The organism is Roseburia sp. 499, from assembly GCF_001940225.2.
In the GTDB taxonomy this organism is placed as follows: domain Bacteria; phylum Bacillota; class Clostridia; order Lachnospirales; family Lachnospiraceae; genus Petralouisia.
The window spans coordinates 245,917-272,321 of record NZ_CP135164.1 but is presented as its reverse complement, the minus strand read 5'-3'; the positions used below and the strand labels follow the sequence as shown (position 1 = coordinate 272,321).

At 36.8% G+C, this 26,405-nt stretch carries 27 protein-coding genes and 1 tRNA gene; 9 read left to right on the top strand and 19 right to left on the bottom strand.

Annotation, left to right across the window (positions count from 1 at the left end):
* Positions 1-40 precede the first annotated feature (40 nt).
* The gene (locus tag BIV20_RS01475; RefSeq protein ID WP_330554388.1) at positions 41-1,024 is read right to left on the bottom strand and encodes an AIR synthase family protein; all 984 of its coding nucleotides are present in this window, start codon (positions 1,022-1,024) and stop codon (positions 41-43) included.
* Positions 1,025-1,096: 72 nt separating this feature from the next.
* Positions 1,097-2,686: a VanW family protein gene (locus BIV20_RS01470; RefSeq protein WP_075721469.1), complete on the bottom strand. Its 1,590-nt coding sequence runs from the start codon at positions 2,684-2,686 to the stop codon at positions 1,097-1,099.
* 307 nt (positions 2,687-2,993) lie between these two features.
* On the opposite strand from BIV20_RS01470, the gene BIV20_RS01465 reads away from it, so the two are divergent.
* Positions 2,994-3,593, top strand: a complete 600-nt coding sequence (locus BIV20_RS01465) for a hypothetical protein (RefSeq protein WP_075721470.1) — start codon at positions 2,994-2,996, stop codon at positions 3,591-3,593.
* Here the strand turns inward: BIV20_RS01465 and BIV20_RS01460 are convergent.
* From BIV20_RS01460 to BIV20_RS01450, 3 genes are read right to left on the bottom strand one after another with little or no spacing between them, the layout of a single operon-like run.
* The gene (locus BIV20_RS01460) at positions 3,590-4,306 is read right to left on the bottom strand and encodes a 3'-5' exonuclease (RefSeq protein ID WP_075721471.1); all 717 of its coding nucleotides are present in this window, start codon (positions 4,304-4,306) and stop codon (positions 3,590-3,592) included. The two genes, BIV20_RS01465 and BIV20_RS01460, sit on opposite strands and share 4 nt — an antisense overlap.
* A complete protein-coding gene (gene nth / locus BIV20_RS01455) occupies positions 4,300-4,932 on the bottom strand; it encodes an endonuclease III (RefSeq protein ID WP_075721472.1) in 633 nt (210 codons plus the stop codon). The genes BIV20_RS01460 and nth overlap by 7 nt, the downstream gene beginning before the upstream one ends.
* A complete protein-coding gene (locus tag BIV20_RS01450; protein ID WP_075721473.1) occupies positions 4,929-6,671 on the bottom strand; it encodes a B12-binding domain-containing radical SAM protein in 1,743 nt (580 codons plus the stop codon). The genes nth and BIV20_RS01450 overlap by 4 nt, the downstream gene beginning before the upstream one ends.
* A 164-nt stretch (positions 6,672-6,835) precedes the next feature.
* On the opposite strand from BIV20_RS01450, the gene BIV20_RS01445 reads away from it, so the two are divergent.
* On the top strand, positions 6,836-7,117 hold the full coding sequence (locus BIV20_RS01445; protein WP_075721474.1) for an ArsR/SmtB family transcription factor: 282 nt from the start codon (positions 6,836-6,838) through the stop codon (positions 7,115-7,117).
* A 5-nt stretch (positions 7,118-7,122) separates the two neighbouring features.
* Here BIV20_RS01445 and BIV20_RS01440 read toward each other — a convergent pair whose 3' ends face one another.
* From BIV20_RS01440 to BIV20_RS01395, 10 genes are all read right to left on the bottom strand, one after another.
* Positions 7,123-7,626, bottom strand: a complete 504-nt coding sequence (locus tag BIV20_RS01440; RefSeq protein WP_075721475.1) for a leucine-rich repeat protein — start codon at positions 7,624-7,626, stop codon at positions 7,123-7,125.
* Between the two features lie 17 nt (positions 7,627-7,643).
* The gene (locus tag BIV20_RS01435) at positions 7,644-8,066 is read right to left on the bottom strand and encodes a helix-turn-helix transcriptional regulator (protein ID WP_075721476.1); all 423 of its coding nucleotides are present in this window, start codon (positions 8,064-8,066) and stop codon (positions 7,644-7,646) included.
* A gap of 122 nt (positions 8,067-8,188) precedes the next feature.
* Positions 8,189-10,672: a DEAD/DEAH box helicase family protein gene (locus BIV20_RS01430; RefSeq protein ID WP_075721477.1), complete on the bottom strand. Its 2,484-nt coding sequence runs from the start codon at positions 10,670-10,672 to the stop codon at positions 8,189-8,191.
* A complete protein-coding gene (locus BIV20_RS01425; RefSeq protein ID WP_242939860.1) occupies positions 10,642-11,229 on the bottom strand; it encodes a class I SAM-dependent methyltransferase in 588 nt (195 codons plus the stop codon). Before BIV20_RS01425 ends, BIV20_RS01430 begins: the two co-directional genes overlap by 31 nt.
* An 82-nt stretch (positions 11,230-11,311) precedes the next feature.
* Positions 11,312-13,114: a nuclease domain-containing protein gene (locus BIV20_RS01420; RefSeq protein WP_075721479.1), complete on the bottom strand. Its 1,803-nt coding sequence runs from the start codon at positions 13,112-13,114 to the stop codon at positions 11,312-11,314.
* Positions 13,098-15,128, bottom strand: coding sequence for an McrB family protein (locus BIV20_RS01415; RefSeq protein WP_075721480.1), 2,031 nt, complete (start codon positions 15,126-15,128; stop codon positions 13,098-13,100). Before BIV20_RS01415 ends, BIV20_RS01420 begins: the two co-directional genes overlap by 17 nt.
* Positions 15,125-16,063 carry a hypothetical protein gene (locus BIV20_RS01410; RefSeq protein ID WP_075721481.1) on the bottom strand — a complete coding sequence of 313 codons (939 nt, stop codon included), beginning with the start codon at positions 16,061-16,063 and terminating at the stop codon, positions 15,125-15,127. Before BIV20_RS01410 ends, BIV20_RS01415 begins: the two co-directional genes overlap by 4 nt.
* A gap of 64 nt (positions 16,064-16,127) precedes the next feature.
* Positions 16,128-16,259 (bottom strand): hypothetical protein, encoded by a 132-nt coding sequence (locus BIV20_RS01405; protein WP_278335688.1) that lies wholly within the window; start codon positions 16,257-16,259, stop codon positions 16,128-16,130.
* Positions 16,260-16,451: 192 nt separating this feature from the next.
* On the bottom strand, positions 16,452-17,054 hold the full coding sequence (locus BIV20_RS01400; RefSeq protein ID WP_075721482.1) for an HNH endonuclease domain-containing protein: 603 nt from the start codon (positions 17,052-17,054) through the stop codon (positions 16,452-16,454).
* A 53-nt stretch (positions 17,055-17,107) separates the two neighbouring features.
* On the bottom strand, positions 17,108-17,407 hold the full coding sequence (locus BIV20_RS01395) for a hypothetical protein (protein WP_143524561.1): 300 nt from the start codon (positions 17,405-17,407) through the stop codon (positions 17,108-17,110).
* 177 nt (positions 17,408-17,584) lie between these two features.
* On the opposite strand from BIV20_RS01395, the gene BIV20_RS01390 reads away from it, so the two are divergent.
* On the top strand, positions 17,585-18,064 hold the full coding sequence (locus BIV20_RS01390) for a hypothetical protein (protein WP_075721484.1): 480 nt from the start codon (positions 17,585-17,587) through the stop codon (positions 18,062-18,064).
* A gap of 41 nt (positions 18,065-18,105) precedes the next feature.
* Here BIV20_RS01390 and BIV20_RS01385 read toward each other — a convergent pair whose 3' ends face one another.
* Positions 18,106-18,540: a flavodoxin family protein gene (locus BIV20_RS01385; protein WP_075721485.1), complete on the bottom strand. Its 435-nt coding sequence runs from the start codon at positions 18,538-18,540 to the stop codon at positions 18,106-18,108.
* Positions 18,541-18,543: 3 nt separating this feature from the next.
* Positions 18,544-19,056, bottom strand: coding sequence for an HXXEE domain-containing protein (locus tag BIV20_RS01380; protein ID WP_075721486.1), 513 nt, complete (start codon positions 19,054-19,056; stop codon positions 18,544-18,546).
* 154 nt (positions 19,057-19,210) lie between these two features.
* Here BIV20_RS01380 and BIV20_RS01375 point away from each other — a divergent pair, with 154 nt between their 5' ends.
* The gene (locus BIV20_RS01375) at positions 19,211-19,777 is read left to right on the top strand and encodes a TetR/AcrR family transcriptional regulator (RefSeq protein ID WP_075721487.1); all 567 of its coding nucleotides are present in this window, start codon (positions 19,211-19,213) and stop codon (positions 19,775-19,777) included.
* Positions 19,778-19,833: 56 nt separating this feature from the next.
* Here the strand turns inward: BIV20_RS01375 and BIV20_RS01370 are convergent.
* A tRNA-Pro gene (locus BIV20_RS01370) sits at positions 19,834-19,907 on the bottom strand.
* Positions 19,908-20,109: 202 nt separating this feature from the next.
* On the opposite strand from BIV20_RS01370, the gene BIV20_RS01365 reads away from it, so the two are divergent.
* The 3 genes from BIV20_RS01365 to BIV20_RS01355 all read left to right on the top strand — a co-directional run bounded on the left by BIV20_RS01365 (position 20,110) and on the right by BIV20_RS01355 (position 23,077).
* Positions 20,110-21,315: a PDDEXK nuclease domain-containing protein gene (locus BIV20_RS01365; protein ID WP_075721488.1), complete on the top strand. Its 1,206-nt coding sequence runs from the start codon at positions 20,110-20,112 to the stop codon at positions 21,313-21,315.
* A gap of 262 nt (positions 21,316-21,577) precedes the next feature.
* Entirely contained in the window at positions 21,578-21,868 is a 291-nt protein-coding gene (locus BIV20_RS01360) for a chorismate mutase (RefSeq protein ID WP_075721489.1), read from the top strand.
* A gap of 174 nt (positions 21,869-22,042) precedes the next feature.
* Positions 22,043-23,077, top strand: a complete 1,035-nt coding sequence (locus BIV20_RS01355; protein ID WP_075721490.1) for a hypothetical protein — start codon at positions 22,043-22,045, stop codon at positions 23,075-23,077.
* 474 nt (positions 23,078-23,551) lie between these two features.
* On the opposite strand, the gene BIV20_RS01350 is transcribed toward BIV20_RS01355, so the two are convergent.
* On the bottom strand, positions 23,552-24,496 hold the full coding sequence (locus BIV20_RS01350) for an ROK family glucokinase (RefSeq protein WP_075721491.1): 945 nt from the start codon (positions 24,494-24,496) through the stop codon (positions 23,552-23,554).
* Positions 24,497-24,654: 158 nt separating this feature from the next.
* On the opposite strand from BIV20_RS01350, the gene BIV20_RS01345 reads away from it, so the two are divergent.
* Together BIV20_RS01345 and BIV20_RS01340 are read left to right on the top strand one after the other, a co-directional pair.
* Positions 24,655-25,332 carry a response regulator transcription factor gene (locus BIV20_RS01345; protein ID WP_075721492.1) on the top strand — a complete coding sequence of 226 codons (678 nt, stop codon included), beginning with the start codon at positions 24,655-24,657 and terminating at the stop codon, positions 25,330-25,332.
* A gap of 5 nt (positions 25,333-25,337) precedes the next feature.
* Positions 25,338-26,339, top strand: a complete 1,002-nt coding sequence (locus BIV20_RS01340; protein ID WP_242939861.1) for a sensor histidine kinase — start codon at positions 25,338-25,340, stop codon at positions 26,337-26,339.
* Positions 26,340-26,405 lie beyond the last annotated feature (66 nt).

Sequence of the window (26,405 nt, the reverse complement as noted above, 5' to 3'; positions counted from 1 at the left end):
CATAGTCATTGCCCTTCCTTTTCCTAATTATAATAGTATTCTACACTACTTTATATAATTCATCTGTCTTTGGAGGCTCTAAAAATCTTCTTTCCTCTTCATTTACTAGCACACGATCATTTCCCGCGACTGCTTTCCCTACAACAGCTGCATGAATTCCCTGTTTCTCCAACTCTCGTACCAATGAATTTCCATCCGGTGCTGCCATAAGCATAGAACCGCTAGAAATCAATTCATATGGATTAATGCCAAAAAATTCACACACCTCTATGGTCTCCTGTTTCACAGGAATCTTTTTCAAGTCAATCTCAAGTCCGACGCCAGATGCCTCTGCCATTTCCCAAAGAGCACCAAAAATCCCGCCCTCTGTTACGTCATGCATTGCACTAACGCCAGACTTAACGGCGGAGGCGGCCTCCGGAAGTACCGACAAATACTTGTCAAAACTCTTCGCGACATCTACCAGATGTGCCGGATACCGTGTTAAAAGTTCCTGCTCTTTTTCCTTCGCAATAATGGAAGTTCCCTCCAGACCAATCCATTTGGTAACAATGATATCATCACCGGCCTTCGCTCCACCGGTAGATACCAGTTTTCCTACCTTTGCTTTGCCTACACCACAGACATTAATCAATGGCTGATTCACGGCTCTGGTTACCTCCGTATGACCACCCATAATCTGAACATTCGCTTCTGCACACGCAGTCTCAATCTGAGACATGGTCTCCTTTAACACTGCTTCTTCACTATTCTCCGGAAGCAGTATGGTAAGCATTACTCCCACCGGTTCTGCCCCTGCTGATGCCAAATCATTCATGGTAATATGTATTGCAAGATTTCCAATATCCGTAGCTGTACCGGTAATCGGGTCTGTGGACATAACAAACATTTCGTCATCTGCAAGCTTTACTGCTGCGCAGTCTTCTCCTACTCCGGCTCCTAGCAGAACCTCGCTACGTTTTGTATGTATTTGTTTGAATACAGAGCGTTTTAATACACTCTCCGGTATCTTTCCTACTTTCATTTTTATTCCTCTTAATATGCTCAACAAGGCTGTTTCATTGGTGAAACAGCCTTCTTCTCTATTTTTTTATTATTATGGTGTTACCTTACTTGGATCTTCTGGAGTTGTCGTATCTGTAGTCTGTTGTTGCTGTTGTTGCTGTTGTTGCTGTTGCTGCTGTTGTTGCTGTGCTGCCGCAGCTGCTGCCTCTGCTGCCTGACGTGCTGCAATTGCCCCATCATTCCACTGCGCTATCGCTGCATTTATCGTTCCTTCATCCTGCGTTCCGATTGCTGCATTTATTGCTGCTACAGCCTCTCCATTTCCAGATGCAGTTCCTATGGAAATAATCTTTGGAGATGGATTATAAGTACTCTTATTAAATACCTCTCGACTCTGCTCTACTCCATTTATCTTCACAATCTTCCACAACTGAGCGGTATAACCTGTATGTGCAGATTGTTCTGTATGTGTATATCCGATTGGCTGATCCGGTGCTGCCTTATACTGCACTCCCGGGTCTGTGGTAGAAAGTGTCTCACTGACAAAGCTTACTTCTCTTCCACTTTCTCTGGTCTCTTGTCCAAATATATTGAAGTATACGTTCATTCCTGCAGTGTATCCTTCGATATAAATAGGTGCATCTGTATTATTTTTAAACTTCATATCCTTATAGGTTCCGGCGATTGCCGCATCTGCAGACGGATCTACATAATTTACAATCATAGAATGATTGGAACGTTGTGTCACTTCCAATTCCGCACGTATAACTGCATTATATAAAGTAGTAGATACCTGACAGATTCCACCACCATAAGTCTCTACCGTGGTTCCATTTTCATAAGATCCCGCCAGTGCATATCCATTCTCAGCACTAAAAGGACTTACTGCCTCATACACTGAAAATTCCTCTCCCGGATAAATAACAGAACCATTAATCTTAGACGTACCGTTTGCTACATTCTTCGCACGCCCCGATGCTGATTTGCTATAATCTGTATGATAACTTCCCAACAAATCTTTTACCTTGGAAAGTTCTTCTTCTGTTCCCTTCGGTTCTACTACATCTGCCACTAATTCTACAGAAGCATCATTTCCATCCCAGTTCTGAACAAAATATTCTTCTATGGTGTCTACTGATTCTTCTACATTAACAGTTACGCCCTGACTTCCCGGAATGATATTAAAAGAACCATCTACTCTTTCCAATCCGGCATCTACTGCTTCTGTATTCAGTACAGCATCATTATCTTCCAATACCTTTACTGCCTTTTCCTTATCTACGTTGTAGGCAATCTGGTATACCTTATCTTCCTTTTCCAAATCCTTCATTGCCTTATAACGGCTAATCAGGTTCCCACTTTTTCCAAGTGCTACTGCTTCTTCTATGACTTCCGGATTCCCCCAGGAAATCCCAATATCGCCTGCAGTTACTTCTACGGTGTTTTCACCTGCCTGAAGAGTAATCTTCTTATCTTCCAAGCTTGTAACGTAATCTTCTACCGCCTGTACAGCTTCTTTCTGTGTCATTCCCCCTACCGAAATGTCACCTACATAAACTCGTTCCGGTATGGTATCTGTTTCTTTTATTTTAGCGTTTACAGGAACCATTACTACTACTCCGAGTGCAAGTACAAGAAACAAACCAGCTATCGGCAAGTATCTTTTCCAATTCTTTTTCATATCTATTCTCCTACTAGTATCTCATTTTTACACTTTATCCACTATTCTACCATAAATTGGCGAATTTTCAAGGTGCAGAACAACGAATATCATTGACAGAAATCTCAGCTTTCTGTATATTATGAACATGAAAATCTTTTTATTTAAGCAAATATTGAAACAAAAACAGACAATACCATGGAAGCTACTAATACCACTGCGATAACTGCTGCAAATGTTTTTCTCTTTTTGGAGTTGTTAAAGTTCATTTTTTTCACCTCTTTCCATTCTATTTGCTGTATACTATATCAAAAAGGAGTTCTTTATTATGTTATTTCGAACATTTGGGTTTTTTTTAATAGTTCTCGGTTTTGTATCAATGTGCCTTCGACGTACCGAACGTCATGAGAAGAGCCAGTTGCAATCCTTCTGGAAAAAAGAGGACAAGTCCAATCTCACACTGCCACAGGATATTAGTCAACTTGATTATGTAGATTTATCCGGTGTCACTCTCCCCTTTGCAAAGTTCCACGATGATGCGCTGAAACAGTATGAACAACAGGTATTGGAACTTCGTGACCAGAAAATTTTAAATCTGAACGGTATCAGTAATACAGACTTAAAACTTCAGTACGGCGTTTCTAACCTTGGTGCTTTAACCCGGTATGATCAGAACTTTATTCTTCTGGTCCGCACCCTAAACCAATGGGGACATCGTCTCTATGAACTTTCCCATCCGGAAGAAGCCAAAACAGTTCTACAATTTGCAGTTTCTATCGGAAGTGACATCAAAGCAACTTATGAACTGCTTCTACGAATTTATCAGGAATCCGGCGAATACAGCGGCATTGAAGAGTTAAAACACTCTGCCGGAAAATTAATTACCATCCGCAAAGATTCTATTCTTACCATGTTGGAAAATGCCTAATTTCTAGGCATTTTTCCATATTGTGCCAGAATCTGGTCTGTTCTTCTTGAGGCTTCGCTTTTGGTAAGCCCCTCCACATCAATATCAAGACTTATTTTATGATATTCTGCCAGTTCCTTCAAGTATCTTTTTTGCCTTTCCGTTGCCGGACTCTGCTTTTTCGCACGGTAAACCAACTGAACCGGACGAAAAGTCTCCGGCTCTTGCTGTCCATAGTTTTCCCACAAATACTCCAACAACACACCTGTCGCCTTGGCATCCTCCAGCGCCCGATGATTGTGGCTCCGCTCTATATTCAAATACTCACAAAGATAATCCAAGGTCTTTTTCTCTAAGTCCGGAAAAAATTTTCGTGACAGTTTCAGGGTATCTACTCCGTTTTTTTCAAAAGTCATTTTATGATTTACCGCATACTGCTTCAAAAAGCTATAGTCAAATAAGATATTGTGTCCCACCAAAGGCAGTTCCCCGCAAAAGTCAAAAAATCCTTCTACTGCTTCCTGCTCGGACACTCCCGCTGCGACCATTTCGTCGGTGATTCCCGTAAGTTTTTGCACATCCTCCGGAATCTTTATCCCCGGATTAATCATCTTCTGATAACTATCTGTCACCTGATGATTCTCTACTTTTACCGCACCGATTTCCAGAATCTTGTCTGTTTTTGCCCGAAGTCCGGTCATCTCTAAATCTACCACTACATAAGATTCTAGCATGTCTTGTCGCCTGCCTTACATAAATCACTGAGAAAACATTCACTACATTTCGGTCCTCTCGCAGTACAAATGGTTCTTCCTAGTGTAATAATCTGGATATTATAAAGAATCCAATGGTCCTTTGGCAAAACCTTCATCAAATCATATTCAATTTTCACCGGGTCTTCTTCCTTGGTAAATCCCAGTCTTCTGGAAATTCTCTTCACATGAGTATCCACCACAATACTTGGTTCATTATAAATATTTCCGCGAATGACATTGGCCGTTTTTCGTCCTACTCCCGGTAGCGAAGTCAGTTCTTCCAGCGTTCTTGGAACCTCTCCACCAAATTCCTGAATCAGCTTTCTCGCACATAAAATAATATTTCTTGCCTTGTTATGATAAAAACCAATCGAATGAATGTCCTGTTCCATCTCTTTCACATCGGCATTTGCAAACTTCTCCAGAGTATCGTATTTCCTGAATAAATCGGCCGTTACAATATTTACTCTGGCATCGGTACATTGGGCACTTAAAATCACCGCAATCAAAAGCTGCCACGCATTGTCATGATTCAGATAACAGCGGTATTCTGTTCCGTATGCTTCGTCCATGCGCTTTAAAATCTCTCCGGTTCTTTTTGTCATGCTGTACCTCCTTCTAGCATATTTACATTTATAGGCTGCACATTCGCTTGCCCGGTTAATGGATTTTTGTTTTCATAAGAAAATAAATAAAATTGCTTTTCTCTTTTTGTCGGATAACCCTCAACGCTCTTCTTCTGTAATAACAAGTTCATGTCATAAAAAAACGGCTCTATATGGGACATTTTTCCATTTTTACAATACTTTCTGGTCTCTTCCTTAAATTCTGCTAACTCCGGAACCCATTTCGGTCGCGTCTTCATATTTTCCCGATAATATAAGTCAAACGTCAATGTTTCCTTATAAATTTCTTCATGGGCAGCATCTTTTTCCCGTGCAAAATCCAGCAATATTTCACAGCGCCGGATACGGGAATGATTCATGGCAAATAGTCCATGCGCTTCATAATATTCTCCCAATTCTAAAAACATATCAAACGGATTGTCATATGCCTGTTCCAATACCTTCATGGTCATTTCAAACTGTCCGCTATTATAGTAGACCTCCAGCATTTCTTCTACCAACTTGATTTTCAAAACTTCTTCGTAGGTCAGCCAATTGGTAGACATCACTTCATAAGGCGGGTTCGACTGGTACACCAAACCATATTCCTTCTGATGTTCATACATAAAGGATCCTTTTAACACCTTGAGAAATCCAAGCTGCAGCTGTTCCGGCTTTAAACGGTAAATTTCCTGAAAGGATTTTGCAAAGGTGGCAAAATCTTCCCTGGGGAGCCCCGCAATCAAATCCAGATGCTGATGGATATTTCCTGCCTGCTGCACCTTTTTTACCACCGTTTCTAATCGTGACAAATTCATTGTCCGGTGAATCTCCTGAATGGTTGGTGTAAAGGTGGACTGTACGCCAATCTCTAACTGTATGAGTCCCGGCCGCATATCTGCTATGAATTCTATTTCCTCTTCCGTCAGTAAATCTGCTGAAATCTCGAAATGGAAATTCGTAATCCCATTGTCATGCGCTTTCACATATTTCCAAATTCCCATAGCATGATTGTGATTGCAGTTGAAGGTACGGTCCACAAACTTCACCTGGGGTACTTTATGTTCTAAGAAAAACTGAAGTTCTTTTTTTACTAACTCCAATGAACGAAAACGCAATCCCTTTTCAATAGAGGACAAACAGTAGCTACAGGAAAAAGGGCAGCCTCTGCTGGTTTCGTAGTAAATAATACGGTTTTCAAAATCCTCTAAATGCTCATAGCAAAAAGGAAGGTCGTCCATGGACATTGGCTCCCGATGAGGTGTCCGTATCAGTTCTTTTTTCTCGTTACGGAACAAAATTCCTGATATATCGGATAGATTCCCTTCTTGATTCCTCTCGGAATGCTCTTGGTTTACATAATATCCACACAATTCCCGAAAGGTTTCTTCTCCTTCCCCTATCATAACGCCTGTTACCATTGGAAACTGATTCAAGAACGCTTCCGGTTCATAAGACACCTCCGGCCCACCTACCCAAATAGGAAGTTCCGGCAGCAACTTGTGTATCTCCGTTATCAAATCCTGCACATATCGAAAGTTCCAAATGTAACAGGAAAAGCATAAAACATCCGGTTTCTTTTTATATATTTCCTGCAAAATATATTCTACCCGGTGATTGATGGTATATTCCGCCAATTGAATATGGTCTGCATATTCTTTGGCATATGCTTTCAGACTGTATACCGCCAAGTTGGAATGGATATATTTTGCGTTGATTGCTGTCAATAAAATATTCATAATGAATTCCTTCTTAAGATTCTGTCTTTGGAAATTTCTCGGATATATAGTATAGCACATTTAAGTTGGAAATGAAATTATTTCAAAAGCAATTTATTTTGACAGTTTTCGGCTTCTATGGTATTTTTTATTAAGAATTATTTTGTAGAAAAGAAGGAATTTTCATGAACCAAGATGAATTTGAACGTTTAGCAGAATTATTTAAGATATTTGGAACTCCTACCAGATTGCAGATTCTTCATGCTTTAGTAGATAAGGAAAAATGTGTGTTGGAAATTGCCGAGGAACTTGGCATGTCCCAGAGCGCCATTTCTCACCAGCTCAGCATCCTGAAACAGAATCGGCTGGTGAAAAATCGCAGGGAAGGGAAAACGATTTATTATTCGTTGCTGGATTCTCATGTGCTGACGATTATCGCACAGGGGTTGGATCATATTAGGGAGTGAAGAACTTATTCATAAATAAGTTCACATTCCCCATATGGCATCTCTTTTTCAAAATACTCCGCTATGGGAGAGCCTTTCACGCAATATATCTTTGCTGAAAGTCCTTCCTCTGTCTCCATAATCCCAGAACCAATTTTAATTACAGAAGAAGGAAAATGTATTTCCTCTATGTAAGAATCCATAAAGGCATCGTCTCCGATTTCCTCTACTCCCTCTTCGATGATTATGGTGTCTGCTGCAGTAAAGGCAAATGCTCTCTCATCAATTACTTTTACCGTTCCCGGCACTGTCACTTTTTGCAAATTCGTTCCATGCTCGTAGTCCCAGGACAATGCATCACAGGCAATTTCCGTCACATTATCCGGAATCATAATTTCCTTGGCATCTCCTGTGTATGCCACAAGAATGTTATTTTCAATTTCAAATCCTTCCTGTGCTTCTTTGCTTTGACCACATCCGGTAAGCAATAAAAGGAATGCAAGTAGGATGGGAAAGTGTTTTAATTGCATGTAAAAGTGCCCCTTTCTCATTCTTTTTCTTTGTTTCCCATATAGGTCCCACCACATGCAAGGCCAATTCCCATCAACACCAATGGAGCAGCGGCATTACAAAACTCACGGTATGCGCCACCTACAAAAATACTACTAAGGTACACAATACCAAATACGAGAACAATTATCCCGGTAGTTAATATCAACCTCTTATTTTCCGTTGAAATTTTAATATCCTTTTCCATTTTTTCTTTCATTTTTTGATCTCCTTTCAATAACTCATCAAGACTTATTTGATAAAGATCACTCATATTTATGATACTAACAATATCCGGAAGCGATTTCCCTGTTTCCCAGTTTGAAATTGTCTGCCTGGAAACCATAATTTTCTCGGCAACCTGCTCCTGTGTTAATCCTGAATTTAATCTGGCATCTTTCAGTTTCTTGTTTATCTCCATATGTTCATGACCTCCATCTGAAAGGAATATACCTTTTTTTCTGTTATTTATCTATCAAATGCGCTTGACATATCAGAAAATATGGTGTCAAAATGCTTTGACATGCCCATATTTATTGATGATTAGCTTCTTTCTAAGTATCTTCGTCGATAATACTCCATTGTTCTATATTCCAATATATCCTTCATCTGATTTCGTAATGCATCCATCTGCACAATATCCTTTAAGTCTTCTCTCAGGGCCAGTGCATATCCTTCTTTTTCAATAAAAAATCCTTTGCCGGAAGCTTTCAGGTACTTAATTGGCATGCTTTTCGCCTTACTTAAATGCTGCTTATCTGTCATTTTTTTATAATCTTCGTAAGAAATATTGTCAGCAAAATCTTTCCAATTTGTTCCTGTATCAAAGAAGCTCTTCCAACTCTTCAACACGTCCTCTTCTGTAACTGCCATTTTTATATTTCCATCATTATAAAAACTATATAATATTGGCATTTTATAAACTTTTTGCATATCTGTTGTTTCTATCATTGAGATAAACTCTCTGCCAATTCCGGAATATAATCTCTCTTCTTCCTCCGACAGCTCATGCAAATTGTTCAAAAAGTCCATGTATCTGCGAAATGGATTTTCCTTTGCATGCTTCATACAGTACTGATATACCTCATCCTCCATATAAGTAAAAAGTTCCATACGCGTTGGCACGCGATTCCCCAATAAATCTTTCACACGATAATATTCTTTGACAATTCTTTCCTTAATCGATACCGACTTCTTATCCAGTTCCTTAAAAATATCTACGAGACGCATATCAAAATCCACAATACAATCATCCGGATATTCCATCTCATTATATTCATAAGCTCTTTTTTCATCAGAAGATTTTCCACCACTCAAAAGCATTGGGGCTAGTCCTGCCTTCTGATAATTTCCGATAAAATCTAATACGTTTAGATATTCTTTTCCCCTATAAGTACGAAGTCCACGCCCTAATTGTTGCATAAAAACAATAGGAGATTCGGTAGGTCTAAGAAACATAACCATATCCAACGATGCTATATCCACCCCTTCATTAAACATATCCACTGAAAATATTACCCTTATCTCCTGATTCTTTAACCGTTCAATTGCCCTCTCTCTCTCTTCTGAAAATTCTCCATTGGCATCACTATATACTGCAACAGAGGGAATTCCACGACTGCAAAATTCCCGCGCCATCTCCTCCGCATGTTGTCTGGAACAGCAAAAGCCCAACGCTCTCTTAGAACGATATTTCATATAATATTTGTAAATCAAATCATATCTTCTGACATTACCGATATACGTTTCATTTAACTCTTTTTCATCATAACGTCCTTTTACAAGATGTAAGCCGGAATAATCTGTCTCATCATAAATTCCATAATAATGAAATGGTACTAACATTCCCTTATTAATTGCTTCTTTTAATGAAATTTCATACGGTACATTATAATCACAAATTTCGTAAATATTTTTACCATCCATTCGCTCCGGTGTTGCAGTAAGACCTAACAAAAACTGTGGTTTAAAATATTGTACAATTCTCTGGTACTGTTCGTTTACCGCATGATGAAATTCGTCAATTACAATATAATCAAAATACTCCGGTGCAAAATAGTCTTCCGACAAATATTCTTCTCTTCCAAGTGTTGACACAGAAGCAAAAATCACAGACTTATCTACCGTCTTTTGCTTTCCATAAAAAAATCCATAATCTTCGGAATGTCTAACATTTCGAAAAGATACTGCTGCCTGTTTTAATATTTCCTCTCTATGCGCTACAAATAATATTCTCTCGTATTTTGCCGAATCAAATGCCGCAAGATAAGTTTTTCCTATACCAGTAGCAGCTTGTACTAGTCCACGGGTTGCTCCTTCTGCCCTACTATCCTCAAGTGCATACAAAGCTTCTATCTGTGCACCTCTTGGTTGAAATAGCACTTCTACCTTTGTATCTTCCGTATCCTCTAGGCTATCGTATTTTGCAAGGTCTTTCGCCACTGCCGGCTTATGCCAATTCTTAGAATACCGATTCAATTCCGCGTCATCTATAATAATGGAATGATGCTCAAATAAATCAACAAATGTTTCATAAAACAATCGATAATTCTTCTCATCTGTCAGGCTACTAAAACGATAATTCCATTCTATTCCAGACGTTAAAGCACTTCTGGAAATATTAGACGAACCTATATATATTTCACTTGCATTCTCAAAATGAAATATATATGATTTAGGATGAAAGGAACGAGCCTTTTCATTATAAAAGCGCAAATCCACACGATTTCCGAGTTCCTTTTTTATCAGGCATAGTGCTGATGGCTGTGTGATGCCCAAATAATTTCCTGTAAGAATCCGTACCTGAACCCCACGGTCCAAAGCTGCTTTCAAGTCCTTTAGTAACATTCTTACTCCTGATTCCATAAGAAACGATACAATAATATCTATCTGTTTTGCCTTCAGCATACTCATTTTTAACTGGTAATACAAGAAACGATTTCTGTTTCTGTCTCCAGTCATGACATCTGTAGATTCAATTTGAATATTATCAATTGTTACACTTTTCGTAGAATCAAATTGAGCCATTTTTCATTCCCTCTTCCCGGTCGTACATCAGATGTAATCCACTGTTTCTCTATCTCTAATCCACTAATATTTTGCAAAATCTCGGCAAAAGAATTCTCGGTCATATCTGTAAAGTATCTTCCATTTCTTTCACCTTCAAAGATTCCATATTTAAAAGAAGTATAGATAATTCCTTGATTTCTAAGGGCTATGGACATTTTTTTCATTACTTCTATAAGTTCTTGTTTCGGCAAATGCAAAATCGATGAACATGCCCATATTCCATCGTATTTATTCTCTTCTGCTAATTCTTGAAAAAGCAAGTGTTTCACTTCAATTCCAGTAAATTCACTGGCAATCTTGCAAAGTTCTTCTGAACCATCTATTGCCTCCACTTGAAATCCGTGTGCTAAAAAACACTTAGTATCTCTTCCTGAACCACATCCAAAATCCAGAATTTTAGCTCTAGATTTCAGTTTATTCATGAATCTATTTTGTGTTTCAGAAAAATCAACAGAACGGGTTTCTAAGGAAAATCTTTCTGCATTTTGCTGGTAGTATTGGATTGTATTGTTCACGTTTTCTTCCCTCCGATAATAGTTATATATTATCATATGATGTGGGGAATGCCAAATGAAATTCTAGAAGCTATATTTGCAATCATTTCATCTTAGCAACGGTCTCTCTCAAGCTTATACCTCTTTTTTCAAGAGCATGAATTTCATTAAAAAGTTCTTCTTTAAGTGAATTTTCTTTTTCACTATCAGTTGTTGGCTTAAATCCTTTTACTAATATATTAAAATCTCTCTGCTCTCTTCCTTCTCCAAAATCATCAGGTGTTAATACAAATACCTTAGTCACTGGATGAATTTGCAATGTATCGCCTAATTTCCCCAACAAAAATACCGATCTCGCATTATTATAATACGACTCCAACTGTCCTCTACTAGATCGCGACGAAGTTTCCAACCAAAAAGAATTCAATTTTCGATACTTACATTCGATTATAATAGATCCGAGATACCAATCCGTTGATTTATCATATACATTAATCACTATATCCGGTCGATTATGTGTTCTAAAATTACTATGATGCTTTGCTATAAACAATGGATTTTCTTCCGAAGTTTGAGATTTATCTAATGGTAGAATTTTATCATATACTAATTCTACTCGTATATTTGTATCTTCAAATCTCAATACTGTTCCTGCTTCCAGAAAGGGAAATAAGACCTTATCTTCAAATACAAATTTCCAGTCTCCCGCAGCTTCTTCATACTTAGACAACAGAATTCTACATATCTTAAAATAGCACCACATCTCATAAAGATAACTACTTCTTTTCCACGTATATGAAAACTCTGGGTCAAGTTCAATATTCATTTTTTCCTTTCTTAAATCTAAATACATTTGATACAATACATTGTATCTTGCATCCAAAATAAATGAATGCGGTATATAAGGTTCAGACACATTTGAAACCTTCGCATACCAATCTTGATTTTTTAAAATAGCTGTCATTTTTCTTAATTTCAAAGCCATTTCTTTAAAATCTGCAAGACTATCTGTCCATATACGTTTATACTGAGTGTTTTCTTCTGAATTAGTTAATATAGCATACTTTTCCATGTCTCCTAATAACTCAATAAACTGATTTAGTTTACTCTCATATTCAGTAATAATCATTTTCAATAATCTGTTATCTTGAATGTCATAGAATGTAGTTTTAATTGGCACTTTAAAAGTCGGCTCAGACCCAGATTTTATTGCATAACGTTTAACTGTTTCCGCATCAAATGTATACTTACTACTATTATTACTCGAAACATTTTCATATCGTGTCCTTATTTCATTCCTTGGATTTTCAGAAATATCCATCAATGACATCAATACATTTTTTGAATATTTTTTAATTACAAGAAAATCATACAATGCTTTTGGAGGAATCTTACCGTTATAATTTTTCCCGATTCCTATATTTCTTCTTACAATATCCTGTGCCAATCCACGTATTTCTGCCTCTAAATCATCTCGCATCATATGCCATTCATTCGGCGACATTGGTTTTGGCAAAACTTGGAATGTTCCATAATACCATTGATTTTGACAAAAAACTGTGATTTTGAAAACATCGACTCTCAATGCATCATATTCTGAATTACTCTTATATAACACAAAACTCTTATCCGACGGCACTCTATAAATATGTCCTTGTTCATCTTCTTTTACATTATCATTGTCTAATGGCATAATATCCAAAGCATCTAAATATAATTTAGCATTCGTGTCAGATGAATTAAAATAAATTTCAATTTCATCATTTTCTTCTATAGAAAGAGTCACTTTATTTTCCTTCCAAAGTTGATGCTCATCAGCACAAAAAAATGTAGCTGTTTGAATCGTTTTTATAGGAAAACACTTTATTACTTGTAATTCAAACGGAAGTTTAGACACAATATCCATATGTTTCCAACTCCTTCTGTTTCTGCTCAACAACAGATCTACATTTTGAAAAATCTGATAATTTTTTGTATTTATCAAATATCTTATAAAAATTATTCTCACCAGATTCCTTTAATATATTTCCAAGTTGGCTTTCTGGTCCACGAACCTTTGTTAATACCCGTTGCATAATCTGATAATCTAAACCAATTCGAGAGTTAAATTCTCCAATAGATGACTTAGGCAAATTTATAATATATGTCTCAATTGCTTTTACAATTCTAGGACCAACTCCATATTTAGTACTAGCAGACTGCATCAGCTGATGAATATCCCATATCAATTCATGGATATCGCTCATATTTGAATCTGCTACTTTCACTATCAAATTATTATAGTCTTCATATGACCAATTAATATTAGCCAAAGTTCCATACTGCTTCCTTACCCACTGATTTGCATAATTAAGCACGTCCAATTGAATAACATTTGCCCTATCCAATACTTTATCTGAAAAATGATAAGTTGACTCGTCAATATTCACAGTTCCAATGAATCTGATGTTATCCCCAATTTTTATTCGGCTTGGATAATCTGCTGAATTATATAATCTACCTGTATACTGATCATCATATAACTGTAATTCTCTCTGGTTTACTGGTCTCTCTAAAATTGATAAAAACTGACTAAAATAGTGTTCCACACGTGCTAAGTTCATCTCATCAAAGCACACAATAAACATTTTATTCTTGTTTTCTTCTTTTTGCGCCTTAACTAAAAAATCTACAAACCCAGTATCTGATGCTCTATAGACCATATGAACAAGATCTACATATCCCAGCAAATCTGCATCATCATTCCAAGATGGTCGAACAGGAATAAACAACAATCTATTTTCATCCGGATTCGCTGCACTATAGTTAATCCCTATCGCACGCGCATAGATATCAACCAATGCTGATTTTCCTGTTCCACTTAATCCAGATAGAATAACTAAGTTACTGCACTTTATTGCCGTATGAACATTTACAAAATCTCTTATACTATAAAAAAGATTTCTTTTTTGACTATGATAATCCATAGATTGAATAATAAGTTCATCATTTTTTATCGAACTGTCAATTTCCAACAATTCTTCACTACTTGGCTTGTTAATTTCCACAATTGATTGATTTATTTCTTTCCTATCAGTATTACTGTCATGAATATTATCTTGTTCAATAACATTCTCTTCTATATCTAGGTTATCATTTTCTTTTTTTTCTATTGACATCGCAGCCTTCAGAATCTCATCTTCTATTTTTTTATAGATAGAATCTGGTATAAATGAGAGCGTTGGATTAACGTCGATATTATAAACAATAAATTTTATATAATCACTAATATCTATTTTAAATATATCATTTCCTTCAAGAATTAATCCCCCTAACGTATTAGTATGACTCGATACAATATTTCCTATTGCATACAATTTTCCATCTGAACTTCTCCAAACAACAAAAGAGGGATTGAATTCATCGGCACTATATCCATATAAACTTCCTACAGATTTTTTACTTTTAATAATCTCTGTAAATTCACCCAAATTATTGTAATCTCTGTAAAGTTTCCACCTATGTTCATCTTCCCACGCATTTATCAATGCATCATTTGCCGCAGCAAAAACAGGTATCGCATAAAACAACGTATTATTGTCAAATGCGTTAGGTTTAGGCACTAGACTTACTTTAGATAATTTATTAAATTCCCCCTCGCTTGTTGCTCGATACGAAAAAACAAATAGTTTATCCCTAACACTTTCCAAAAAATTATCAATCCTACTATCCTCCGGCAAATACTCATCATCTTCAATATCGCAATCCGCTTCAAATGAACTTATATATCCTGTATAATAATTCGTTGATTCTACCGGTAACATAATTGGTTTGACCATATACTGAATAGAAGACCCACGATTTATAAAAACATTTTGCTTTCCATTCGCTTCTAGATTTTCCGTTAAAACTCCTAAAAGTTGTCTATCATTTGAATTCATCTCTGTCCTCCTATATATTCCACTAATTGCTGTGCATTTGTAAATTCTTGTATTCTACAAGTAAAATTTTCTTTCATTTCAATGAAATCACCATATTGAAACCCTTTATGTACATACCAAATTTCATCAAATACAACTTGTGCCAAACTTTCTTTCACTTCTAAATCCCATCTATCGGCAATTGTAACGTCGCATCCCTCAAAATTTATTTCTTCTTTCGTTTTCAAGAAACACAATATCTTAGGCGCATGTTCTCGATACTTACTAAGTTCTTCTATTTGTTCTAGCAAGTTCTTTATGCAACTATTTTTTTCAAAAATTTCTTTTCTTAATACTTCACGACTCATTTCTAATTCTACAATTTGCTGCTCTAATTTATTTATTTCTGTTTTTTGTTTTTCATTTTCTTTTTGTGCTTTTTGAAAATTTTTGTTTAGATTATCGGCTTCAATTTTTTTCCGTTGAATTGATGCTTGCAACTTTTTATTCCTTTCTTGCAAAACTGTAATTTTTTTCACCAATTCCCGTTCTACATCTTTTAATTTTACATTTCTATCTTCTTCCGCTACTATTGTTGTGTCTGCCGTCTCTGAATTTTCACTCTTCATATATTCAATTTGTTGTCCTAATTCTTCCTCAATCTTCTCATGTTCACTTTTGTTATCTCTCCAACGTTTTACAAATAAAAATCTTTGATTATCTGCAAACTCATTATTTGCGAATTCGTACATTACCTTTAAAATAATTGCATAATAATATTCTCCCTTACTTCTTTGAGATAAACTCATCATTATAGTCTGCTTAGGTGCTTTTGCTGGATTCTTTGAAAACCCAGGGATTACCATTCCATGAGTAATAGCTTTTTTCAAAACTTTCTGCACTTCTGCTTCATTCAATACTCCAATTACTTTTTTTGTAAATTCTAAATCGTTCATTTGTGCCCCCATAAAAATATGCTATAAGAATTATGTTATTCTTAAGTATAAAAATATCTTGTACTTAAACAAGTTTTTTTCTATGATTCGTATCAATAAACATAAAACCATCAAGCGATTCATATAAATCGTTAATTAACTCTTTGACAATATATTCGTCAAAAATGTGCTCTCCACTTTTTGTATTCTCATCCATAACTCTTTTCCTGCCAATATACATATTTTAAGTTTATTATAACACGACCTCCAAACTTTGGATAGCATCTTGATCTTTCTTTAATTACTTTAATCCATTAGAAAATTCCGCCTCGCTTTTTCCTTCACGATATAATCCTTCTCTGATTCTTTCATCATTAATATGGATTTTTTCACATTCTCTAAATATATTCTAAATTACCTGATTATTATTTCTAATTTGATACGCCCCATATTTCTGCTTACACAAAGCATCTACATATCTGTTCCAATCCGGCAAATTATTTCCTTTACTACTATTTATTGTCTGTATCGTTGGATTCAAGTTCCACAATTCGTCATGTGCAAGATAAGACCATGGTATAAAATGATCAATTACTATCTTTTCTGGCTCTAATGGAATATTTCCATATATATCAATAACCGGATTTCCTTCTGCACTAGCTTTCCTTACTACTGCTTTCCAGTATTTCTTGGCCTTAGAAATATCCTGCCTTTCCTGTGCCGGATACAATTTATTAGGAATTCCCGGCACGTTCGGATTTCGCTTTTGAAGATAATCTACCATCTCATAATAAATCCATCCTAGAATAATTGCACTACTCTTCTTAATATACTCAATCCACGCCGGTTGTATTTCTATACTACTATATAAACTATTGATATCAACAAAATAATACATTAAATGTGGCTGTTTATTTATCGCCTCTGCTAGTTTCTTTTCTCCAAAATTCCAAATCTTTTTATCTACCCTTTTTATAAATGGACTCAAAATTCGATAAGGTACATTTTCCACAATATTTCTCTTTCCCGCAATAATTTCCTTATCCTGAATCTCTGTTAAAAACTTTAAAATTTTTTCTTTTTTTCAGAAGATTTAAACCTACTAACTTCTCCCGCTCTTTTTACCACTTCTACCAATTTTGTATTCCTAGCACCAAGACTTAATTTATATTCCAAAACCATATACCAGGCATCTGCTATCATACAATTTGCTAGTTCATCATGGGATATGATATAAATTCCCTCTCTGACCTTTTCTACGATAGCTTTAAACCAAAACAATTTATAGCTTTGATTCATATTTTGAAACAAACCAGCCAATATTCCCACATCTACCATTTCATCTTCTGGCAATCGTATATTCATCTTTACCACCTTATTTCTAATGTATTTACCATATTTTATCATACTTCCTATATTTTGTTTCATATTTTTCGCAAATTTGCAAGAAATAGTTCCCACCTCTCCCCTTCCCGCATATCTTACAGAAACAGCAAAAATAAATCTCCCGGTTTTATTCCGAGAGATACAAGGAGTATTTTCATGAATTACAATTCTTTAACACCAATTACCGGAATAATTCAAAACGTCTCACAGACTCCCGGAGACTGCTGCAACCAAAGGATTTCTCTTGTCACCCCAAATGGCCCGGTAAATTTTATGATTTCTTCCAACACTTTTATTATCGACAGCAGACGTCTGCGCCCCGGTATGATGGTTGCTGCCTTTTACGATTCCACACGCCCGATACCTCTTATTTTTCCGCCCCAATATCAGGCAGAACTTATCACTACGCTTCGGAACAACGAAGAAGTTGCATTGAGCTTCTTTGACCGTAATCTCACTGCCACAGACAATTCTCTTCAGTTGAACCTTAGCCGTACCACAGATATTTCTACCATGAACGGACAGCGCTTTAACTGCTCTCCTGGTGAAAATTTTCTATTGGTTTACTATTCTGCTACTACCAGAAGCATTCCGCCGCAAACGACACCGAGAAAAATTATCGTATTATGCGAATAGATGTGGTTTTTATACCACATCTACCCATTCATACTTCTTTACTACTGATGATTCGCCACCACTTTTTCCACAAATTCTTTTATCTGCTCTTTTTGCTTATCACTTAGTTTTCCACCGGTCAGTCCTAATGCAGAGTGTCCTTTCAACAACATTACTAACAGCAACTGTTCATCGCTTACCGGAATTCCTTTTTTCTCTCCATACTCCCTTATTCTTTTTAATGTGTTATCCATCATTCCTGTGGTGGAAAACCCTGCGATTTCCCCAACCTGCTCAGTCTCTAAATCTTCCATATATTGTTTCAGGCTTTTATCCATATCCCACATATAAACTCCGCCACCCACAAACAGAATATCTACTTTTTCTTCCACTGGCTTATCAATGGATTCCGCTGTTACTCCCAATATTTCTGCAATTACCTCTGCTACTGCTTTGGTATTTCCACCTCTGGACTGATATCTTACTGCAACTTTCATTTCTTATTCCTCCTGTGTTTTCATCCATTTTGTAAAACAATTCATCAGCGCGTGCGCTAGTTTCAAATTACACAATGCCAAAACAATTCCGATTACACTGTATAAAAAAATACTTCCTATAGAAAAATCACAAATCGCTATGCTTTGGCAAATCACCCAGATAGTAATGGGCAAACATAGAATACTGGTTCCCACTGCCGGAATATATTTATGTACTACAATACTTTGAATCATATGCACTACAAGATGCAGAGCATATGTAATAATCATTCCCATCCATAAACCGTAAAAACCTGTTACCCTCGATATTGTTGTGATGCCGATGCTCAACAACAATATTTCCAATACTGCTACCGCCATTCCCTCGGTACTGTAATGACAATACGTTTTATAAATTCTTGGATATTTTTCTGCTACCATATTTCCGTTCTTTTGAAACCACAAGCCAAAACCTATAATTTCTTCCATATCATGAACAATAAATAAAAGTGGAAATAACCATATATATGCATCCATTTTCCTTCTCTCCCTTTTGCACTCTCTTATCCGCGTAAAATACACACTTGTGTCATTTACATTTCTATGATAAGATACGTCTGACGCAAAATCAACCATTTCACCATAACTGACACCATCTTTCAAAAATGTGTCACTTCTGAAAGGAGTCCCAATGAATCCATCACAAAATCCAAGTGCACTTCGTTCTAAAAACGAAATAACGAACTCACTTTTACGCTTAATGGAACAATATCCTTATGCTGAAATATCAGTAAAACAAATTGTAATAGAAGCTCAGGTTGTCAGAAAAACTTTCTATCGCAATTTCTCTGACAAAGACGATGTATTAGATGCTTATCTAAATAATATTATGCTTGAATATGTCTCAGCTCTCCAGCAGTTAGAAGATTGCAGACTTCCAAATGTGCTTGACGAAATTTTTGAATTTTGCACAATACACAAAGACTTTCTTTTACTTCTCCACAAAAACCATCTTCTGCATCTGCTTTTGGAAAAGTGGAATACTTTTATTCCTGCTGTTCACGACCAAGTTGTAGATAAGAACAGCGCCTTTTATAAGACAAGTCAAAATCTTCGTATGGATTATATTCTTGCGTTCAATATTGGCGCCGTTTGGAATATTATTGTCAAATGGATTGAAAATGATATGAAAGAATCTCCGAAAGAGATTAAGATAACCATTCTAGCCTACTTAAAAAATATGATTGAATTTTTCTAGAAAAAAAAGACCGCTAACCATCAAACTTCAAGGATTAGCGGTGCCCCTGCCAAGAATCGATGCGACAGGATTTGAACCTGCGACCTCTGCGTCCCGAACGCAGCGCTCTACCAAGCTGAGCCACGCATCGTTATCAAATTAGCCTAGATATAATATCATGTTTTTTGATTTTTGTCAACAATTAACACAATTTTATTCTTTGGCTGAATAAAATCATGTCTCGGTAGTATAATAACGCTTTTTGTGATATATTAATTGGTGTGCGATAATTGTTCCGCACACTAATTGATTAAAATTTTGAATGAAAAAATCATGAAGAAATGGGGAATAATATGCCTGAAGAAATAAAACCTCATATTGTGAAGTCGCATGATATTAGTTTAGATTCTGACTATGTAAAATGGATTCATGATGTGAAGCAACGTTATATATCTACACAGATAAAAACTGCTGTTAAAGTTAATACAGAACGGCTTTACTTTAATTGGCAACTGGGGCGGGATTTAGTAGAAAGAAAAGCGGAAGAAAAATGGGGAAAAGGAATTGTAGAGCAGTTAAGTCTCGATTTACAAAATGAATTTCCAGATGAAAAAGGCTTTTCAGCAAGAAATCTTTGGAATATGAAAAAATGGTACTTGTTTTATTCATCAAGCGATATCTTTTCAGAAATGGCTCATACGATTGAAGACAGTATCGATTTAAACAGCTTAAAACTGCAACAGGTTGGTGCAGAAATTAGTGAAAATCAAAAACTGCACCAAGCTGGTGCAGAAATAGAATTTCCTGCAATCTTCGGATTTGTACCATGGAGACATCATGTGGAAATAGTAACAAAATGTAAAACAATAGAAGAAGCTTTATTTTATGTGAGAAAAACAATAGAAGAAAGCTGGAGCAGAAGTACACTTGTTGATTGTATTAAAGCAAATTTATACCAATCATCAGGTAATGCACTTACTAATTTTGCGGAAAAACTTCCTGCCATACAAGGAAAACTTGCACAGGAAATAGTAAAAGATACTTATGATTTCGGTTTTGTATCACTTCCTGTAGGATATGATGAGGAAGAGTTGGAAGATGCATTAGAGCAGAATATTACACGCTTCTTGTTAGAGCTTGGATCAGGATTTGCCTTTATAGGAAGACAGAAAGAGATTATCGTCGCTGGTAAAACAAGAAAAATAGATATGCTCTTTTATCATATTAAGCTTCGCTGTTATGTAGTTGTTGAACTTAAAGCAGTATCATTCGAACCAGAGTTTGCAGGAAAACTTAACTTCTATGTAAATGCGGTCAATGAGTTAATGAAATCAGAATCCGATAATCCAACAATTGGTCTTCTGATATGTAAAGATAAGGACCAGACAGAGGTTCAGTGGGCTTTTCAGGGAATAGAGACACCTATGGGAGTTGCAACTTACGATAATATACGCTTACAAGAAATAAAATCGCAGTTGCCATCGGAGGAAGCTATTCAGAAACGATTAGAACAGGCAGAAGAAGAATATATCTTAAAACTAAAAGAAAAGAATAAATAATCCAGTAAGAATTATCACATAAGCCATTTGGACTAACCATCCAGATGGCTATTTTTTTACCCTTTTTTGGGTAATGGATGTAGAAAGAAGATGAATACAGACTGATTCAAGATGGTGGAGCAGAAAGTAAAAGAGAATGTTATCGTAGAGTAACATTCTGGTAGATGGAATAGTGTTTCTGTGGTATAGTTTAGAAAGTAGGGTCCGAAAGTACCTTGCATACTAAATTCCTATTATTATAATCATGCAGAAGGACAGAATAATGAAATGTGAAAACTTAGAACAGGTAAGAGAGAATATAGACAGAATTGATAACGAAATAATTAAGCTTATAGCTGAAAGAGGAACATATGTGGTACAAGCATCTGCGTTCAAAAAGAATGAAGATGGTGTAAAAGATACCAATCGTGTAGAAAAGGTCATCGCCAAGGCAAGAGCTAAAGCGGGAGAATATGGAGCAACCCGAGATATGGTTGAAGCTCTTTATAGAGAAATGATTTCAAGGTTTGTAAATATGGAAATGAAGGAATTTAAAGCTAGAAATAATTTGTAATTCTTGTTTTAGCACTAATGGAGATATGTTATGTGTGGAATGACAACTGATTTATAAATATTAATAAATCGGAAGTTTTTATGAACTACGTAATAAGAAAATTAAAGCAAGAAGAAGTAATTTTGCTTATATTAGATGCGATACTGTAATAATTTGTTTGGGAGGATTTAGGACATGCAGATACATTATTTTCAAAGATACCATTCAAAAGAGAATGTCGATACATCAAATACAATGCTGATGCTTTCACGTTTGTATAATTATAATGCAGATAAGTTTTTTTCAATGCTTAATTCGCTGATTTTAGGACAAGATGAGTCACCAGAAATTACATTTGATCTTCAAGTAGTGGGTGATGAAAGTGTTCCAGATGCTATTATCAGCCAAAAAAGTTTTAAGATTGTTGTGGAGACAAAATTGTACAATCAATTCTATCAAGATCAGCTCGAAAGGCATCTTACACAGTTTGGTACAGAAGAAATCAAGGTGCTTTTGACTTTAGATCCTAAGCCAATGAAACAATCATTGATTGATAGCTTTGGAACCGCTTTGAAGAAGTATAATAAAGATAAGATTGATGAAATTAAAACACCTATAAAGCATGTTAATCTGACTTTTGAACAATTGGTTCTTGCGATGGAAGATATTGTTGATGAACGTGATTCAGCGATTGTAGCAGTGTTGGATGATTACAAAAAGTATTGTTTTGAGGAAAAATTGATTCCAGATGATGAAAATTGGATGAGAGCAATAGTTGCAGGTGCCACGCTTGATGATAATCTTAAATACAATTTTTATTATGACCAAGCGTCAAGAGGATATGCTGATCATGGATATATTGGGTTATATAAAGAAAAAAGTATTAGAGCAATCGGTAAACTGAAAAAAACTGTTGTAGCGGAGATGGTTGACGGAGAAGTTTCGTATGTCAATGAAAGTGGAGAACCTGCTACAAAAGAAGAGATAGCGAAAATAAAAGATGCTATTATTCATGCTGAATCCAATCATGGGTATAATCTAAAAACAATAAAACACAGATATTTTATTGTAGAACGTTTTTATAAGACTGACTTCAAAAAATCTAGCAAAAATCCAATTCAGAAAAGCAAATTTTTTAATCTATCAGAAATGTTAAATTGTAAAGTACTTCCGGAAACAAGTCAAATTGCTAAGGAGTTAGACGGAAAAACTTGGGAAGAATTCATGTGAATAGTTGGTAGTTGAAAGGAGGTGCCAGATGCCTTTTAAGATAGTACGCAATGGCATACCCTTCGTGTTCCGCACTATCTCTTTGCGAACAGCCATTGTTTTCAATGTTTTCTGCCATAGATGGTCATTCCTCCTTTCTCAGTCATACTCAAGACTCCTACTGATTCGGTCCTTCACTTCTCGGCTACCATGACCTCTGCTGACTTCTGTGCGTTCAGCACTACCTTAGGTAGTGGTTACCTCTTTCAATGCGTACCGCACAGACCAGAGATTTGCCCGTGAGTTAGTCTGTTCCTCACATCCAGCTTCCTTCAGATTCGAGGTCACCCTCGACACCCTTGCTTTCGGCTATATCCTTCCCACTACCGGGCGGATTCGGGACTTTAACCCGTTAGAAACGTGCGCCGCTAGGCACACAACCAAAAAAGGAAGAGACACAGCACTGCCTCTTCCTTTTTTATGTATTTCTATTTTCTATTCACCTAAAATCAACTTCACACAGCCATACATACCTGCATCGTTTCCAAGAGATGCCAATGCGAATCTGGTATCTTCACAAGGAGCAAATGCTGCTTCTCTGTAATACTTCTTCACTACATCAACCAATACTTCACCGGCCTTGGATACACCACCGCCAATTACAAATACCTCAGGATCTACCACGCAGGCAATATTGCTTAATGCACTTCCCAGAATACGTCCAAACTTCTCTACGATTTCTGCTGCTGTCTTATCGCCTTCTTTATATGCATCAAACACTGTTTTTGCACTAATTTCTGCTGCTGTATCTAATACAGAACTTTCATGTTCGTTAGCCAGACGTTCTTTTGCCAGACGGGTAATTCCGGTTGCTGAACCATACTGCTCTAAACATCCTTTTCTTCCACAATTACATGCAACTGTTTCATATGGATTTACTGTAATGTGACCAATCTCGCCACCTGCTCCGTTACTTCCTGCAACCATTTTACCGCCAACGATAATTCCACCGCCAACTCCGGTTCCAAGTGTAACCATTACTACATTCTCGTGACCTTTTCCGCCACCCTGCCACATCTCTCCAAGAGCTGCCACATTCGCGTCGTTTCCAGCCATTACTTTAATTCCACCCATCATGTCCTCTAATTCCTTCGGAACATGTACATTTTTCCATCCTAAATTCACACACACGGACACACTTCCATCACAGCGCACCGGTCCCGGAATTCCAACACCGATTCCTTCTACCTCTTCTTTTGTAATGCCTTCTGCTGCCATTTTTTCTTTCAAAGATGTTGCTATATTAGGAAGAATATTTTTTCCTTCCTCTGCTTTATCTGTAGGAATCTCCCATTTATCAATAATCTGACCTGTTGTCTCAAATAAACCTATCTTACAGGTAGTTCCTCCGATGTCTACTCCAAATCCATATTTTTTCATTTCGTTAAACGCTCCTTTATCTTTGACTTTCAAAGTTCTTCATAGACTAAATGGTATCATATTCCGACTGTATTCTCAACTATAAAAATGCGTGTTTTATTGAAAATTTTTAAGGTAAATGCTAAAATAGCGATAGCAAATTTTATGGGAGGTTTTTTATGATTCAAGTTTTACTGGTTGAAGATGATAAAAGTATTATCACTAATTTGACCTCGTTTTTAAAGCAGGAAGGTTTCGGCGTTACTGCGGTCACCGGACAAACGAAGGCTCTGGAACTTTTGGAGACAAATGCGCAGAACTTTGACCTTCTGCTTCTGGATATTTCTCTGGCAGATGGCAACGGCTTTGCTGTCTGTGGTGCAGCGAAATCTATGACTGACCTCCCTGTCATCTTCCTGACTGCTTCCGGAGATGAATACAGTGTAGTTACCGGACTTGACCTAGGTGCAGATGACTATATTGCCAAACCATTCCGTCCACGAGAACTGATTTCCCGTATCAACAGTGTGCTACGCCGTTATGGTAATACTTCTTCACTCTTGGAATATCAGGGACTTTGTGCGGACACAGCCAAGGGAACCATTTCCAAAAACGGTTCTGAAATCATTCTATCCGCTCTGGAATACCGCCTATTACTGTTATTTTTAAATAATCAAGGTATTATGCTCTCTCGCAGTCGCCTGTTAGATGAACTCTGGGACATCGCAGGGGAATTTGTAAACGACAACACTTTGACGGTGTATATCAAACGTCTCCGTGAAAAAATCGAGGATGACCCGCAAAATCCAATTTACATTAAAACCATTCGCGGAATGGGCTATAAAATGGGGGCATAATTATTATGAACTTTTTTCGCAATCCTGAAATCAAACAAACACTATTGATTGACATTCCTGCCCTTGCAATATTTTCTGCTCTGGGCTTTTTCTTTGAAAAAAACAGCTTTTTTCTGGTTCTCGGATGTGGTGCTTTTTTCATATTGTTTCATCTTTTTGTTACAAATAGGCGTTACCGCAAGCTGTCGCAACTCAGTCTGGAATTAGATGACATGCTACATCACCAGACTCCCATTCATTTTGAAAATTATCAAGAGGGTGAGCTTTCTATCCTGCAAAGCGAACTTTCCAAAATGACATTACGCCTAACCGAGCAGGCGGATGCGCTGAACCGGGATAAAAAATATCTTTCAGACGCCATGGCAGATATCTCTCATCAGCTCCGTTCCCCACTTACTTCTATTCATTTAATTCTGTCCTTGCTAAAGGAACCAAACCTTTCTTCAGAACGTCAGCGTGAACTGCTGTACGAACTGACCCAGCTTCTTTCACATATGGACTGGCTGGTAGAATCATTACTTAAGATGTCTAAAATGGATGCGGGCACTGCCTATCTAACACATGTATCCGTTCCGGTAACGCAGCTTTTAAAGGAAGCCAGCGAACCACTTCTCATTCCTTTCGAGCTTCGGGAGCAAACCTTCTCTGTTCATTATGAAACCGGACAGGAACAGTTTACCGGCGACCTGGCCTGGTCTGTAGAAGCTGTATTAAATATTTTAAAAAACTGCATGGAACATACTCCGTCAGGCGGAACCATAACCGCTTCCTGTAAGGAAAATACCATTTTCACAGAAATTATCATTGAGGACAACGGTCCCGGCTTTTCCCAACAGGATCTTCCCCATTTATTTGAACGTTTTTACAAAGGGGAAAATTCCAGCGACCAAAGCGTAGGCATTGGCCTTGCGCTTGCCCGCATGATTATTTCTCAACAAAACGGTACACTTAAGGCAGAAAACCGCATGGATGGCGGGGCACGATTCATTTTGAAGTTTTATAAATAGCGTTACCGTAACACTAAGTGACAAAAATGTCACTTTACAGTCACCGGTATGTCACTCCAGCTCGAT

Coding starts and splice junctions, on each gene's coding strand:
- BIV20_RS01390 (WP_075721484.1), top strand. CDS start 17,585: ATGAATTACAATTCTTTAACACCAATTACCGGAATAATTCAAAACGTC.
- BIV20_RS01460 (WP_075721471.1), bottom strand. CDS start 4,306: ATGCTAGAATCTTATGTAGTGGTAGATTTAGAGATGACCGGACTTCGG.
- BIV20_RS01340 (WP_242939861.1), top strand. CDS start 25,338: ATGAACTTTTTTCGCAATCCTGAAATCAAACAAACACTATTGATTGAC.
- BIV20_RS01420 (WP_075721479.1), bottom strand. CDS start 13,114: ATGGATATTGTGTCTAAACTTCCGTTTGAATTACAAGTAATAAAGTGT.
- BIV20_RS01355 (WP_075721490.1), top strand. CDS start 22,043: ATGCAGATACATTATTTTCAAAGATACCATTCAAAAGAGAATGTCGAT.
- BIV20_RS01465 (WP_075721470.1), top strand. CDS start 2,994: ATGTTATTTCGAACATTTGGGTTTTTTTTAATAGTTCTCGGTTTTGTA.
- BIV20_RS01375 (WP_075721487.1), top strand. CDS start 19,211: ATGAATCCATCACAAAATCCAAGTGCACTTCGTTCTAAAAACGAAATA.
- BIV20_RS01450 (WP_075721473.1), bottom strand. CDS start 6,671: ATGAATATTTTATTGACAGCAATCAACGCAAAATATATCCATTCCAAC.
- BIV20_RS01350 (WP_075721491.1), bottom strand. CDS start 24,496: ATGAAAAAATATGGATTTGGAGTAGACATCGGAGGAACTACCTGTAAG.
- BIV20_RS01380 (WP_075721486.1), bottom strand. CDS start 19,056: ATGGATGCATATATATGGTTATTTCCACTTTTATTTATTGTTCATGAT.
- BIV20_RS01360 (WP_075721489.1), top strand. CDS start 21,578: ATGAAATGTGAAAACTTAGAACAGGTAAGAGAGAATATAGACAGAATT.
- nth (WP_075721472.1), bottom strand. CDS start 4,932: ATGACAAAAAGAACCGGAGAGATTTTAAAGCGCATGGACGAAGCATAC.
- BIV20_RS01475 (WP_330554388.1), bottom strand. CDS start 1,024: ATGAAAGTAGGAAAGATACCGGAGAGTGTATTAAAACGCTCTGTATTC.
- BIV20_RS01440 (WP_075721475.1), bottom strand. CDS start 7,626: ATGCAATTAAAACACTTTCCCATCCTACTTGCATTCCTTTTATTGCTT.
- BIV20_RS01415 (WP_075721480.1), bottom strand. CDS start 15,128: ATGAATTCAAATGATAGACAACTTTTAGGAGTTTTAACGGAAAATCTA.
- BIV20_RS01445 (WP_075721474.1), top strand. CDS start 6,836: ATGAACCAAGATGAATTTGAACGTTTAGCAGAATTATTTAAGATATTT.
- BIV20_RS01410 (WP_075721481.1), bottom strand. CDS start 16,063: ATGAACGATTTAGAATTTACAAAAAAAGTAATTGGAGTATTGAATGAA.
- BIV20_RS01430 (WP_075721477.1), bottom strand. CDS start 10,672: ATGGCTCAATTTGATTCTACGAAAAGTGTAACAATTGATAATATTCAA.
- BIV20_RS01470 (WP_075721469.1), bottom strand. CDS start 2,686: ATGAAAAAGAATTGGAAAAGATACTTGCCGATAGCTGGTTTGTTTCTT.
- BIV20_RS01365 (WP_075721488.1), top strand. CDS start 20,110: ATGCCTGAAGAAATAAAACCTCATATTGTGAAGTCGCATGATATTAGT.
- BIV20_RS01345 (WP_075721492.1), top strand. CDS start 24,655: ATGATTCAAGTTTTACTGGTTGAAGATGATAAAAGTATTATCACTAAT.
- BIV20_RS01435 (WP_075721476.1), bottom strand. CDS start 8,066: ATGGAGATAAACAAGAAACTGAAAGATGCCAGATTAAATTCAGGATTA.
- BIV20_RS01395 (WP_143524561.1), bottom strand. CDS start 17,407: ATGAATATACGATTGCCAGAAGATGAAATGGTAGATGTGGGAATATTG.
- BIV20_RS01405 (WP_278335688.1), bottom strand. CDS start 16,259: ATGGATGAGAATACAAAAAGTGGAGAGCACATTTTTGACGAATATATT.
- BIV20_RS01385 (WP_075721485.1), bottom strand. CDS start 18,540: ATGAAAGTTGCAGTAAGATATCAGTCCAGAGGTGGAAATACCAAAGCA.